The sequence below is a fragment of the Micromonospora noduli genome (assembly GCF_003264365.1).
Taxonomy (GTDB): domain Bacteria; phylum Actinomycetota; class Actinomycetes; order Mycobacteriales; family Micromonosporaceae; genus Micromonospora; species Micromonospora noduli.
This window is the reverse complement of sequence record NZ_PYAK01000020.1, coordinates 62,207-76,093: the sequence shown is the minus strand read 5'-3', so window position 1 is coordinate 76,093 and position 13,887 is coordinate 62,207. Positions and strand designations below refer to the sequence as shown.

Genomic DNA, 13,887 nt, shown 5'->3' with positions numbered 1-13,887 from the left:
ACCTCCCGCGTCGGCGGCGGAACTGATGGTGACGGCGCCTGCCCCTGGTGAACGGCGGGTGTCCGACCGGTACGGTGCTGCCCGTGACCGCAGACGATCACCTGCCCGGCCCGGTCGCCGTGCTCGCCAACCCGACCGCCGGTCGTGGACGGCACAGGGCGTTGCTGCCCCGGCTGCTGGACGGCTTGGCCGCCGCCGGACGGCCGATCCGGTTGCTGCCGGCGTCCAGCCCCGCAGAGGCGGAGGCGGCGTGCCGTACCGCCGTCGCCGACGGCGCTGGCGCTTTGGTGGCGGTCGGTGGGGACGGCACGGTGCACCGGGCGTTGCAGGCGGTCGCCGGCACCGCCGTGCCGTTCGGCCCGATCCCGGCCGGCACCGGCAACGACTTCGCCCTGGACACCGGCTTCCCGGCCGACCCCCTCGCTGCGGCGGCGGTGATCGCCGAGGCGGTGCGCGACGGCCGCAGCCAACCGGTCGACCTGGCCCGGATGGTGGGGGTCGACGGCACCGAACGCTGGTACGGGGCGGTCCTCGCGGCCGGGTTCGACGCGATCGTCAACGAGCGGGCCAACCGGATGCGCTGGCCCCGCGGCCCGCGCCGATACGACCTGGCGATCCTGGTCGAGCTGGCCCGGCTGCGCCCACGCCACTACACGCTGCGCCTCGACGGGGTGCCGCACGACCTGGACGCGGTGCTCGTGGCGGTGGGCAACTGCCCCACGTACGGCGGTGGGATGCGGATCTGCCCCGACGCGGACCCGACCGACGGGCTGCTCGACGTGGTGGTGGCGGGTCGGGTCAACCGGCGGACCCTGATCCGGGTGAAGCCGCGCATCTACCAGGGCACCCACGTCAGCCACCCGCTGGTGCGGAGCTTCCGGGCCCGCACAGTGGAGTTGGCCGCCGAGGGCATCACCTCGTACGCCGACGGGGAACGCTCCCTGCGGTTGCCGGTGACGATCAGCGCGGTTCCGGGCGCCCTGCGGCTGCTGCGTTGACCCGTACCGCGCCGATGCTGGCGGTGATGACCAGCACGATGGCGGCGCACTCCAGCACTGTCAGCGCCTGCCGCAGCACCAGCCACCCGGCGAGTGTGGCGACGGCCGGGCCGAGGCTCATCAGCACCGCGAAGGTGGCGGTGGGCATCCGCCGTAGCGCCAGCAGCTCCAGGGTGTAGGGCAGCCCGGAGGCGAGCACCGCGAGGGCGGCGCCGAGCGCCAGCACCGGCGGGTCGAGCAGGACCGCGCCGCCGTCGATGATGCCCAGCGGCAGGGTGACCAGCGCGGCGAGGGTCAGCGCCAGGGCCAGCCCGTCCGCGCCGGGAAAGCGGCCACCGACCCGGGCGCTCAGCACGATGTACGCGGCCCACATGGCGCCCGCGCCGAACGCGAAGGCCACCCCGACCGGGTCCAGCCGGTCGAAGCCGCCCTGCCCGAGCAGCGCCACCCCGGCCAGCGCGAGACCCGCCCAGCCCCAGCTGGCCAGTCGGCGTGCGGAGAACACCGACAGGGCGAGGGGGCCGAGCACCTCCAGGGTCACCGCCGGGCCCAGCGGGATGCGTTCGATGGCCTGGTAGAACAGCGAGTTCATGCCGGCCAGCGCCAGCCCGAACGCGCCGGCCGCGAGCCAGGCCGACCGGTCGTGTCCGCGCAGTCGGGGTCGGCACACGACGAGCAGCAGCACCGCCGAGATGGTCAGCCGCAGGGTCACCGCGCCGGCCACCCCGGTACGCGGGAAGAGCAACGCGGCCACGGCGGAGCCGAACTGCACCGACAGGGCCCCGCCGAGCACCAGCCCCACGGCGGCGACGCCACCGCGCCGGGCTGGTGGCGTGTCGGCCGGCGCCGTTGTGGGCAGCAGGATCTCGGTCACGGGCACGACGGTAGGCTGTCCGCCCTGGCCAACCTGCGGCGGTGTCCACCGGCGTGACCAACGGTGCGCACGGGTCGGGCCAGCGCCGGTCAGCCGGGTAGGGCGAGGTCGAGCACCGCGCCCAACCCGTTCTCCCGGCCCGGCTCGGCTGCCGGGAGCACCAGCACCGAGCAGCCGGCGGCCACCGCGCCCGCGTCGGCCGGGGTGTCACCGACCATCAGGGTCTGCTCCGGGTCGACGCCCAGCATGCCGCAGGCACGCCAGAAGATCGCCGGGTCGGGTTTGCAGCGCCCCACCTCGTAGGAGAGCACGAACGCGCCGACCAGGTCGGTCAGCCCCCAGGAGTCGAAGTGTGGCCGCAGGTCGAAGCCGATGTTGCTGACCACCGCCACCGGCACCCCGGCGTCGCGCAGCGCGGTCAGCGTGGGGGCGGTGTCGGCGTACGGCAGCCAGCCCTCGGTGGTCAGCAGCCGCTCGTAGAGCGCGTCGGCGAAGCCGTCGATGCCGGCGTCGACGGTCTCGGCCAACCCGGTGTACGCGCCCCGGTGGGCGTGTTGGTAGAGGTCCCGGTCGGCCCACAGTTCGGCGAGTCGGGGCGGCACCCGTGCCGGCAGTGGCCCGCCGGCGCGGCCGGCGGTCAGCAGTCGGTCGGCCAGCGAGGTGGCGCGGACCCGGTCCAGGGTGACGCCGCAGGCCGCCGCGGCCTCCAGCACCCACCGCTGGGGGTCCTCCACCTGGGCCAGGGTGCCGTGGAAGTCGAAGAGCACCGCCTTGACAGGGCGTCGGGACGCCCGGCGGGCGGCGGGCGCCTCGGCGGTGCCCGGCGGACTGGTCTGGGGCGGTTCGGCATGGTCCGGCACGCCGTGCACCCTACCGACCGCCCCCGACCGTGCCTCGGGACGGCCTTGTGGGGTGACATGGCTCGGCACGCACTAATCTTGGTGCCATGTCGAGCCCCGCCGAGCGGTACGCAGCGGCGCGCCGCAAGGCCGCACAAGCCGCACAGTTTCCGGCGCTGGACGAGTTCGCCCTCGAGTTGGGGTTCGATCTCGACGACTTCCAGCGGGAGGCGTGCCAGTCGCTGGAGCGGGGCAGCGGTGTGCTGGTCTGCGCTCCCACCGGCGCCGGTAAGACGGTGGTCGGGGAGTTCGCCGTCCACCTGGCGTTGCGTGGGCGGCCCGACGACCCGGTGCCCGCCGCCGACGCGACGACCCCACCGGCCCGGCGCAAGTGCTTCTACACCACGCCGATCAAGGCGTTGTCCAATCAGAAGTACCACGACCTGGTCGCCCGGTACGGCGCCGAGCAGGTCGGCCTGCTGACCGGCGACAACGCGATCAACGGCGACGCGCCGGTGGTGGTGATGACCACCGAGGTGCTGCGCAACATGCTCTACGCGGGCTCCAGCACCCTCCAGGGCCTCGCGTACGTGGTGATGGACGAGGTGCACTACCTGGCCGACCGGTTCCGCGGTGGGGTCTGGGAAGAGGTGATCATTCACCTGCCCGCCTCCGTCACCCTGGTCTCGTTGTCGGCGACCGTCTCCAACGCCGAGGAGTTCGCCGACTGGCTGGTCACCGTGCGCGGTGAGACCGCCGTGGTGGTCAGCGAGCACCGGCCGGTGCCGTTGTGGCAGCACATGCTGGTCGGCAAGCGGATGTTCGACCTGTTCCACGACGCCGACGCCGCCCGCAAGCACGACGTGCACCCGGAGCTGCTGCGCTATACCCGGGAGACCGCGCGGCGGCTGGAGTTGGGTGAGGGGCGCAGCGCCGGGCCCGGTGCCGGCCGGCGTGGCCCGCGCTGGCGTGGCCCGTCGCGCCCGGACATCGTCGACCGACTGGACCGGGAGGGTCTGCTACCGGCAATCTTGTTCATCTTCAGCCGGGCCGGTTGCGCCGCAGCGGTGCAGCAGTGTCTCGCCGCCGGGCTGCGGCTCACCTCGGCGGAGGAGCGGGCCGAGATCCGCCGTGTCGTCGAGTCGCGGGTCACCGCCATTCCCGGCGAGGACCTGACGGTGCTGGGCTACTGGGAGTGGCTGGACGGCCTGGAACGCGGCCTGGCCGCCCACCACGCCGGCATGCTGCCGGTGTTCAAGGAGATCGTCGAGGAGTTGTTCGTCCGCGGCCTGGTCAAGGCGGTCTTCGCCACCGAGACCCTCGCGCTGGGCATCAACATGCCGGCCCGCTGCGTGGTGCTGGAACGGCTGGTCAAGTACAACGGCGAGGCGCACGTCGACCTGACCCCGGGGGAGTACACCCAGCTCACCGGGCGCGCCGGCCGTCGGGGCATCGACGTGGAGGGGCACGCCGTCGTGGTGTGGTCCCCGGAGACCGACCCACGGCAGGTGGCCGGGCTCGCGTCCACCCGCACCTACCCGCTGCGTTCCAGCTTCCGGCCGTCGTACAACATGGCGGTGAACCTGGTCGGCACTGTCGGCGCGGAGCCGGCTCGGGCCCTGCTGGAGTCCTCGTTCGCCCAGTTCCAGGCAGACCGGTCGGTGGTCGGCCTGGCCCGGCAGGTGCAGCGCAACACCGAGACCATTGAGGCGTACGGCGCGGAGGCCGCCTGCCACCACGGCGACTTCGACGAGTACTTCGCGCTGCGGGTGGCGATCGCCGACCGGGAGAAGGCGATCGCCCGGCAGGGGCAGACCCAGCGCAAGGCTGCCGCGGTGGCCTCGCTGGAGCGGCTGCGGGTCGGCGACGTGATCCGGGTGCCGTCGGGGCGGCGGGCCGGGCTGGCCGTGGTGCTGGACCCGGCGACCGGTGGGTTCGGTGAGCCCCGGCCGCTGGTGCTCACCCAGGACCGTTGGGCCGGGCGGGTCAGCCCCGGCGACTTCACCACTCCGGCCGAGGTGTTGGCCCGGATCCGGGTGCCCAAGCACTTCAACCACCGGTCGCCGGGCGCCCGGCGGGATCTCGCCGCCGAGGTCAGCGGCACCGGCCTGGATCGGCACGGTGGCCGACGCGGGGGCCGTTCCCGGCAGGTGACCGGCGAGGACCACCAGATCACCCAGCTTCGCACCGAACTGCGTCACCACCCGTGCCACGCGTGCCCCGAGCGTGAGGAGCACGCCCGTTGGGCGGAGCGGCGTCGGCGGCTGGAGCGCGACACCGAGGAGCTGCGTGAGCGCGTCAGTGGTCGTACGGGGTCCCTCGCTCGAACGTTCGACCGGATCGTGGCGCTGCTGACCGAGCGTGGCTACCTCGCCCGCGACGGCGCGGTCACCGACGCCGGTCGGATGCTGGGCCGGATCTGGACCGAGGCGGACCTGCTGGTCGCCGAGTGCCTGCGCCGGGGGGTGTGGAACGGGTTGTCCCCGGCCGAGCTGGCCGCCGCGGTGTCTGTGGTGGTGTTCGAGGCGCGCCGCGATGTCGACGAGCGGGCGTCGCTGCCGCGCGGGCCGGTGGCCGACGCGGTGGACGAGACGCTGAAGCTGTGGGGGGAGATCGAGGCCGACGAGGCGGCGCGGGGGCTGACGGCGACCCGGGAGCCGGATCTCGGTTTCGCCTGGCCCGTCTACCGGTGGGCCCGGGGTGAGGCGCTGGCCAAGGTGCTCGGCAGCGGTCACGAGATCGATGGTGAGATGCCCGCCGGTGACTTCGTCCGGTGGGCCCGACAGGTCGTCGACCTGCTTGGTCAGATTGCCGACTCCGGCGGTGCCACAACGGAGCTGCGGTCGACGGCCCGACAGGCTATAGCGGCCGTCAATCGAGGCGTTCTCGCGTACCACACGTCAGCCTGACAATCACGCTCAGTCATTATCGTCGGTGAATCGACGCAGCGGACGGTCACCGCAACGGCACCCCTCGGATCGCCCGGGGGGCACTGTTGCGCCTGATCACGGCACCCCCGATCATTGCCGAGGCGTCTTGTTGACGCGTCGGTAACGAATGGGGAGAAAGCCGCCGTGGCGGAGATCAATCACTTTGAGTACGGGTGGATCACGCCCGGGCTGAGCTACGCGTTGTCCGTGCTCGGTTCGATCCTCGGTCTGGTCTGCGCCGGGCGCATCCGCACGGCCCGGACGAGCGGCCAGCGGGCGTGGTGGGGTCTGCTGTCGGCCTGGGCGCTGGGTGGCACCGCCATCTGGGCGATGCACTTCATGGCCATGCTCGGCTTCGCTGTCGAGAACACCCGGATCCGCTACGACGTGCCGCTGACCGCGGCCAGCACGGCCATCGCCGTGGTGGCGGTCGGTATCGGCCTGGCCATCGTGGGCACCGGCCGGCTGAATCCGGTACGCCTGATCGCCGGCGGTATCTTCACCGGCGCCGGCGTGGCCTCCATGCACTACACCGGCATGGCCGCCATGCGCCTCAACGGCAGCCTCGGCTACGACACGGTCCGGGTCGTGCTCTCGGTGGTCATCGCCGTGGTGGCGTCCACCGTCGCGCTGTGGCTCGCGATGACCGTCCGGCGGGGGTTGGCGATCTTCGCCTCCGCGCTGGTCATGGGGATCGCCGTCAACGGGATGCACTTCACCGGCATGAGCGCCCTGTCGGTGCACCGCCACGAACGGACCGGCGAGGTGACCGGCGCCGGGGTGAGTACGTTGCTGGTGCCGATCGTGCTGGCGGTGGTCTTCGGGGTCGTCGGTCTGCTCTACGCGCTGCTCGCCGCTCCGACCGACGACGACCGGGCCGCCACCGCGTACCTGGACGGGCGGCGGCTCTCGGAGCCGGCGGCTCCGGTGCCCACCGCTGCTCCCGACCCGGTCGGGTTGCGCGCCCGCTCCACCCTCGGCCAGCCCGGTACTCCGTTCCCGTCCCGCCGGGACACGCCGCCGCGCTGACGCCGTACGGCCGGCCCGCGCCGTCCGCGCCCGCTGAGGAGGCGGATCAGGCCGGCCGGCGGCTGGGGCCGATGGTGAGGGTGGCCAACAGCCCGGGGTGGTCGGTGGCGCCGCGCATGGGCACCAGGGCGCGACAGCAGAGCGTGATGTCGGTGGTCGCCGTGATGTGTTGCAGTCGGCCGTCGTCGACCCGCTGATGGCCCGGCGGGGTGCAGGACCGCACGTCGGGGTCGTGCCCGGCGCGCAGGTTGAGGTCGCCGCCCAGCACGGTGGGCTCGTACCCGGCGTCGCGGGCGATCGTCGGCAGGATGGTGTCGAGCAGGTGGTCGCACTGGGTGAGCGCCACACGGTAGCCGGTGGCCGACAGGTGCGTGGTGCAGGCGAGCAGGGCGCCGTCGACGTCGACGCAGAGCCAGGCTCGTTCCTCGGGGTCCGCGAGGTCCTGCGTCGGGTGGGTTCCGGCGTACACGTTGCTCGGGGCGGCCGGCGTCCGCACGTGGGCCAGCAGCCCGATGCCGAACCGTTGGCCGTTGCGACAGCGGGTGTCGTCTCCGCTCGGGCGGTCGCCGGCGGCCTGAAACGCGGCCACGATGGTCTGGCCAGGGTGGACGGTTTGGAACACCCCGCGCAGGGTCGACAGGTCGCCCGCGCAGATCTCGTTGAGGGTGACCAGGTCGGGCGCCTCGGCGGTGATCACCTCGGCGGCCCTGGCCATCGCGTGGCCGGTGTAGCAGCCGGCGAGGCCACTGTTGCAGAGGTTCATCTGGAGCATCCGCAGGACCGTGGGTTCCGGGATGACGTTGGTGGGCGTGGTCGGCGGTGTGGCCGACGGTGTGGCCGGCCGCGCGGCCGGCAGTGCGGCGGCGGCGAGAAGGCAGCCCACGGCCAGGGTTCGGCGCAGGAACCGGTACGGACGGGCAGCCACACGAACTCCGGGGGGCACGAGGCGACAGTCGTCGCCGGGTGCCAGTGATCCTACTGGCGGCCGATCGGCGATCGAGATCCAGAGCGGTGGGCCGAGGGGGCACCCGCGCGGCGCGTACCCCCTCGGGTCGCTCAGTGTGTGCGGACCGCGACGGCCGTGTAGGGCGTGGTGGGGGTCGGTGGCGTGGTGAACCGGGCGTTGGGCAGGTAGAGCCGGCCCAGCGCCTTGGCCACGGTGGTGGGTACGTCGAAGTTCGGATCGGTGATGGTTTCGGTGAGCGCTCCGGCGGTGCCGGCGTGGTTCAGCCGGACCACCGCGATCTGGTTGAGGCGGTTCTGCACGACGTAGAGGGTGCGGCCGAGCAGTAACAGCCCATCGCCGTTGGTGAAGGTGTGGCCTGGCACGTCCACGACGGTGCTCGCCCCGGTCGCCGGGTCGACCCGGTACAGGGTGCCGGTGGTGGACTGGACGACGATCAGCGCCCGGCCGTCCGGTGTGGTGGCGATGCCGTTGAGGTTGACCCCCGTGCCGACCTGCTCGTACGCGCCGGTCAGCGTGATCGTGGTGAAGGCGTCGGCCGGCGGCAGCGCCCCACGGCGACCGAGCGGCAGCCGGTAGAGCACCGGCCGGTTCGAGTCGGTGAAGTATGCCGCGTCGCGGGTCAGCACGACGTCGTTGACGAACGTCGGGGCGGTGGCGAACTGGTAGCGGGCCAGCACCTCGCCGGTGCGGGTGTCGAGCACGCGGGCGTCGCCAGCCGTGCCACCGGAGACGAAGAGCCGGCCACGCGGGTCGACCTTGAGGCCGAGCGACGGCGTGCCGGTGGCCGCGCCGATCGTCGTGCCCCGGCCGGTGACCAGGTCGACGCGCTGGATGGCACCGGTAGCGCGGGAGCCGAAGTAGGCGTACCGGCCGGCGGTGGCGATGCCCTCGGGCTGGAACCCGTCGGGGAGGGCGAGGACGGCCGGCGGCCGCCCGGCGGGGTGCGCCTGCGCCGGCGCGACGGCGACGGTGGCCAGCATGGCGGCGGTCAACGCGCCGCCGAGCGTGGTGCGGAGGGGGCGGTTCACTGTGCTCCTTCCGGGCGGAAGCGGCACGAGCCGACACGTCCGCCACGTTCACTGGGGCCAGGACCCTCCCCACTGTACGACCGCTGGCGGGCGCCCGCTCGGCGTCACCGGCGCGGCCTTCGGGTGACCGCGCCGGTGAGCCCGTCGAGCGGGGCGGAGGTCAGGCGTTGCGGACCAGCCTCCACCGGTTGTCAGCGCTGCCGTTGTCCGGATCCTGCACGGCCTGCGCTCCCCAGGCGGTTGACCCGTTCAGGATCCCGAGCAGCTTGTTGCTGTTGACGTTGCGGATCTTGTAGGTGCCGTCGCCGTTGTCCACGAGGATCCACCGGTGATCGGCGGTGCCGTTGTCGGCCCACTGCAGGACGCGGGCGTTGTCGGCGGTGGACATGTTCTCCACGCCCAGGACCTTGCCGCTGTTGACGTTGCGGAACCGGACCGCGTTGCCGTCGGTGATGACCACCCAGTTGTGGTCCGCTGTGCCGCTGTCGGCCCACTGCACGGCCAGACCACCGTCGGCGGTGGACATGTTCTGGACACCGAGGACCAGCCCGGTGCCGACGTTGACCAGGCGATAGCTGCCGGTGGGGCCGCCGCTGCCGCTGGTGTTCCAGTAGACCGTGTAGTTGTAGCCGTGGGCGTCGTAGAAGGGGGCGAGGTTCACAGTGGACCCGTTGGCGCTGGCGGTGAACGCGAGCGAGCTGGTGCTGGTCCGGGTGATCGAGGAGACGGTGAGGGTGGGCAGGGTGCTCAGGGCCGTGTTGCCGTAGTTGCCGGCCAGCACCGAGGGGCCGTACGTGATCGCGCCGACGTTGGCGTTGTCGTTGGCGGCCTTGACGGCGACCTGCATCGGCAGCCGCACGGTGATGGTGTCGCCCGCGGCCCAGGTGCGCGTGACAGTGGCGTAGCTGCCCGGCGTGGTGGTGACGTTCTCCACCGTGCCGTTGACGGCGATCGTCGCGCCGCTGGTCCAGGACGGGATCCGCACCCGGATGCTCCACGACCCGCTCATCGAGCCGGACAGGGTCAGCGTGGTGGTGTCACTGACCGGGAAGCTGGTGGTCTGGGTGACCGTGATGCCGCGCTGCGTCCAGTTCAGCACCGACGGCGTGAACAGGTTCACGCTCAGTGTGGTGCCGTTGTAGAAGTAGATGGAGTCCATCAACCTCGTGTTGATCTCCAGGCCGGTGCCCTGGCAGCACCAGAACGAGTTGTAGTCGGTGCTCCAGGTGCCGCCACCCCACGCCGGGCCCACACCGCGACGTCCGCCCGGCCGCAGCGGGGTGAAGTAGGTGATGTGGCCGTGGCTGTCGGCCGGGTTCTGCCCGCCGATCAGGTGGTTGATCAGCGCGCGCTCGTAGAAGTCGAAGTAGTCCGCCCGGTTCGGGTCGAGCAGCCACAGCTCCCGGGTCAGCTTGAGCATGTTGAACGTGTTGCACTGCTCGCAGGTGTCGTTGCTGAGGTAGCCGGCGATGGCGTTCGGCGGCCGGAAGTGCTCCGCCTGGCTGTTGCCGCCGATGACGTAGGTGTGCGCGCCGACGGTGATTCGCCACGCGTTGCTGGCGATGTCCCGGTAACGGGTGGTCCCGGTGGCCTTGAACTCCCGGGCGGCGCCGATCCACTTGGGCACCTGCGTGTTGGCGTGCAGCCCGTTGAGCTGGTCCTGGCCGGAGGCCAGGGGGTTGAACACGGAGTTGTGGTCGAACCGCTGCGCGGTGGTGAGCCATCGGCTGTCGCCGGTCTGCTGGTAGATGTCGGCGAGCACGTCGTTCATGCCCCCGAACTCGGTGCCCAGCATCGACTGCATCTGGCTGGAGCTCAGCCGGCTGGTCCGGGTGTCGACCCAGCCGGCGAGGGCCAGCAGCACCGTACGGGCCTGGGTGTTGCCGATGTAGCGCCAGACGTCGAGCAGACCGGCGAGGGTCTTGTGGATGCAGTAGTAGGGCACGTTGCCGTTGGAAAGTGTCCGTGCCTCGAGCGCGGTGAAGTCGGACTCCGGGAAGCCGGAGAGGTAGCCCGCGCCGAACCCGGCGGCGGAGTTGTTGGCCTGGCACTTGGCCAACTCGGCCACCATGTAGTTGGCCTTGTCCCGGCAGGTCGTGTCGCCCAGCACCGCGTACGCGTACGCCCACGCGCTCAGGAAGTGGCCCTGCATGTGGGTCCGGAACGGGAAGTTCGGTGCGTCCCAGCCCCCGTTGGTGGCGGCGCCGTTTGTGGACAGCCGGTGGTTGGCGCGGAAGTTGTAGAGCATCCGGTCGACGTCGACGAACCGCAGGTAGTTGAGCGTCCGGGTCTGGTTGTCCATCCAACGGCCGGAGGTGAGTCGTACCTGACCCGGATCGAAGGCGTACGCCGAGACGCCGATGTCGGGCCGGGCCGGGGGCACGACGGCCGCGGACGCGCTCCCGGGGGAGACGGCGACGCCGCTAGCGGAGACCACCACGGTGGCTCCGGCGGCCTGAAGCAGGTGGCGGCGGCTGAGGGGCAGGGGTGGCATGGGGAACCTCCAGGTGGCCGGGTACGTCGGGCCCGCCATCGATGGCGGTGGGTCGTCGGCGGCAAAGGGGGCCGACGCCGGGTGCGGTGGGGTGGGTGGGACGTGGGTCGCCGTGGACGCCGGGTGCCCACCCCTGCGCTTATCGCGGCACATCGATGTGATCGCTAACATAGTTCGTCGTTAACACGCCCGCAACCCCCGGGGCACCTCGGTGACCCATTCCCGCGAGGACCTGGCCCGGGTCACCGCATCCGGTGGCGGCTGTGGTCCGAAACGGACATCCGGCTGGCTCGCGATCATCGGAGCGTTACCGTGCGTGACGGTTGACGACGGCCTTCCCTCCGTTGACGCCCGTCCGGTAGCTCAGTACCGTGCATCGTAAATCTTCGATGTCAACGTCGATACCTCAATGCTGCGATGTGGTTACGACGGTCATCCCGCGCCTCAGAAAAATCCAGTTCAGATGGGGGAGGGGGTAATCACTTAAGACTGTTAGCGCTAACACGCCCGCCGGTCGTGCTGCCCGGCGCGCGAACGGCAAAGCCCATTCGGGCGGCCGCCGCGACGGCGGCCGCTCGCCCAGTCAGACATCCGCACGCGCACTCTCTGTGGGAGTAATCGTGAAAGTGAAGGATCGAACCACAACTCGGGCCACCCGCTGGGCCAGGCGCGCCATCGCCTGGCTGGCAAGCATGGGCTGTGTCCTCGCACTGATCCCGGGGACGGCCAAGGCCGACAACCCCATCGTCCAGAACATCTACACCGCCGACCCGGCGCCGATGGTGCACAACGGCCGCGTCTACCTCTACACCGGACATGACGAGGACGGTTCCACCTATTTCACAATGCGTGAGTGGCGGGTGTACTCGTCCGCCGACATGGTGAACTGGACCGATCACGGCTCGCCGATGAATCTGGCGACGTTCGCGTGGGCGGACGCCAACGCGTGGGCCGGGCAGGTCGTTCCGCGTAACGGAAAGTTCTACTGGTACGTGCCGGTGCGCCAGCGCTCCAACGGGCAGATGGTCATCGGCGTCGGGGTGGCCGACAGCCCTACCGGGCCGTTCCGCGACGCGCTCGGTCGACCACTGGTCGGCAACAACGAAATCGACCCGCACGCGTTCATCGACGATGACGGGCAGGCGTATCTGTACTGGGGTAACCCGGGTCTGTGGTACGTGAAGTTGAACCCGGACATGATTTCGTTCTCCGGCAGTGCGACACGCATTCCCCTCACGACGGCGGGGTTCGGTACCCGTAACGGTAATGCGAGTCGGCCGACGCTGTATGAGGAGGGGCCGTGGGTGTTCAAGCGCAACGGGTTGTACTACAACGTGTTCGCGGCCGAGTGCTGCTCCGAGTTCATCGCGTACTCCACAGCGACCGGGCCGACGGGGCCGTGGACATATCGGGGAACGATCATGCCGCGGCAGGGCGCTAGCTTCACCAATCACGCGGGTGTGATCGACTTCCAGGGTGGTTCGTATTTCTTCTATCACAACGGGGCGTTGCCCGGTGGCGGTGGTTACACCCGTTCGGTCGCGGTGGAGAAGTTCAGTTACACCAGCAATGGCCTGTTCCCGGCCATCACGATGACGAACACCGGTGCCCCGCAGGTGGGCACGCTGAACCCGTACGTGCGACAGGAGGCGGAGACGATCGCCTGGGGCTCGGGGATCGAGACCGAGGCGTCCAGCGAGGGCGGGATGAACGTCGGTTGGATCGAGAACGGCGACTACATCAAGGTCAAGGGCGTCGCGTTCGGCGCGGGTGCGACAGCGTTCAGCGCCCGGGTCGCGTCGGCCACCAGCGGCGGCCGGATCGAGGTACGCCTCGACAGCGCCAACGGCCCGACCGTGGGCACCTGCACCGTGGGCGGCACCGGCGGCTGGCAGACCTGGACCACCAGCACCTGTTCGGTCAGCGGAGCGACCGGCACCCATGATCTCTACCTGCGCTTCGCCGGCGGCAGCGGCAACCTGTTCAACATCAACTGGTGGCAGTTCGGCGGCACCGGTGGCGGCAGCGCCACCAACCTGATCACCAACGGCGACGTGGAGAACGGCACGACGGGCTGGGGTGTGCACGGCAGCGGCACCCTCGCCAGGAACACCACTGTCGCGCACGGCGGCAGCGGATCACTGTCGATCACCGGCCGGACCGGCGCCTGGAACGGCCCCAGTCAGGACGTGACCGCCAAGCTCACCAACGGCAAGAGCTACACCACGAACGTCTGGGTACGAGCACAGGGCGGCACCCCGTCGGCGAAGGCGACGCTGTCGCTGACCGCGAACGGCACGACGAACTACCTCCAGCTGACGCCTGCGGTGGGGGTGAACGTCAACGGCTGGACCCTGCTCACCGGCATCACGACAGTGTCGTGGAGCGGCACCCTGACCAGCGCCGCCTTCTACGTCGAGACGGCCGAGGGCACCGACAGCCTCCTCGTCGACGACGCTACGTTCCAGTGACGGGTGCTGCCGGAGCCGTGCTCGGCGCGGCTCCGGCAGCACGGCGACGTGCCCCACCACTGCGACGGAGCGACAGGTTTCCCAGCGCGGTTGGTTACGACTTGACGAACGGCATGTTATCGCTCACAGTCGATGGTTGAGGGCAGCCGCACCTGTGGTTCACCGGGCGAACCTGCTGTGGCACCTCGACCCGCGACGTCCGCCCAGGGCATGCCGGACGTCGGGTCAGGACTCCCCGCACCGCTGCCGCGACGGCG

9 protein-coding genes are annotated in these 13,887 nt (G+C 71.1%); 4 read left to right on the top strand and 5 right to left on the bottom strand.

The window, feature by feature from the left end:
• The first annotated feature begins 74 nt into the window (after nt 1–74).
• Nucleotides 75–998 carry a diacylglycerol kinase gene (locus tag GUI43_RS17230; RefSeq protein WP_112699273.1) on the top strand — a complete coding sequence of 308 codons (924 nt, stop codon included), beginning with the start codon at nt 75–77 and terminating at the stop codon, nt 996–998.
• Here GUI43_RS17230 and GUI43_RS17225 read toward each other — a convergent pair.
• Entirely contained in the window at nt 961–1,878 is a 918-nt protein-coding gene (locus tag GUI43_RS17225; RefSeq protein WP_112699258.1) for an EamA family transporter, read from the bottom strand. The two genes, GUI43_RS17230 and GUI43_RS17225, sit on opposite strands and share 38 nt — an antisense overlap.
• Nucleotides 1,879–1,961: 83 nt before the next feature.
• On the bottom strand, nt 1,962–2,732 hold the full coding sequence (locus GUI43_RS17220) for an HAD family hydrolase (protein WP_112587894.1): 771 nt from the start codon (nt 2,730–2,732) through the stop codon (nt 1,962–1,964).
• Between the two features lie 86 nt (nt 2,733–2,818).
• Between GUI43_RS17220 and GUI43_RS17215 the strand changes: the two genes are divergently transcribed.
• Both GUI43_RS17215 and GUI43_RS17210 read left to right on the top strand, forming a co-directional pair.
• On the top strand, nt 2,819–5,620 hold the full coding sequence (locus tag GUI43_RS17215) for a DEAD/DEAH box helicase (protein ID WP_112601110.1): 2,802 nt from the start codon (nt 2,819–2,821) through the stop codon (nt 5,618–5,620).
• Nucleotides 5,621–5,785: 165 nt separating this feature from the next.
• Nucleotides 5,786–6,670 (top strand): MHYT domain-containing protein, encoded by an 885-nt coding sequence (locus GUI43_RS17210; protein WP_112587290.1) that lies wholly within the window; start codon nt 5,786–5,788, stop codon nt 6,668–6,670.
• 46 nt (nt 6,671–6,716) lie between these two features.
• On the opposite strand, the gene GUI43_RS17205 is transcribed toward GUI43_RS17210, so the two are convergent.
• The 3 genes from GUI43_RS17205 to GUI43_RS17195 all read right to left on the bottom strand — a co-directional run bounded on the left by GUI43_RS17205 (nt 6,717) and on the right by GUI43_RS17195 (nt 11,159).
• Nucleotides 6,717–7,595 carry an endonuclease/exonuclease/phosphatase family protein gene (locus tag GUI43_RS17205; RefSeq protein WP_249037774.1) on the bottom strand — a complete coding sequence of 293 codons (879 nt, stop codon included), beginning with the start codon at nt 7,593–7,595 and terminating at the stop codon, nt 6,717–6,719.
• 131 nt (nt 7,596–7,726) lie between these two features.
• Entirely contained in the window at nt 7,727–8,665 is a 939-nt protein-coding gene (locus tag GUI43_RS17200; protein WP_112699256.1) for an SMP-30/gluconolactonase/LRE family protein, read from the bottom strand.
• Nucleotides 8,666–8,825: 160 nt separating this feature from the next.
• Nucleotides 8,826–11,159, bottom strand: a complete 2,334-nt coding sequence (locus GUI43_RS17195; RefSeq protein ID WP_112587283.1) for a beta-L-arabinofuranosidase domain-containing protein — start codon at nt 11,157–11,159, stop codon at nt 8,826–8,828.
• A gap of 692 nt (nt 11,160–11,851) precedes the next feature.
• Here GUI43_RS17195 and GUI43_RS17190 point away from each other — a divergent pair.
• Nucleotides 11,852–13,630, top strand: a complete 1,779-nt coding sequence (locus tag GUI43_RS17190) for a family 43 glycosylhydrolase (protein ID WP_112699255.1) — start codon at nt 11,852–11,854, stop codon at nt 13,628–13,630.
• Nucleotides 13,631–13,887 lie beyond the last annotated feature (257 nt).

What these genes read in the sequence shown, in the direction of transcription:
- GUI43_RS17215 (WP_112601110.1), top strand. Translation starts at nt 2,819, where the DNA reads ATGTCGAGCCCCGCCGAGCGGTACGCAGCGGCGCGCCGCAAGGCCGCA.
- GUI43_RS17195 (WP_112587283.1), bottom strand. Translation starts at nt 11,159, where the DNA reads ATGCCACCCCTGCCCCTCAGCCGCCGCCACCTGCTTCAGGCCGCCGGA.
- GUI43_RS17190 (WP_112699255.1), top strand. Translation starts at nt 11,852, where the DNA reads ATGGGCTGTGTCCTCGCACTGATCCCGGGGACGGCCAAGGCCGACAAC.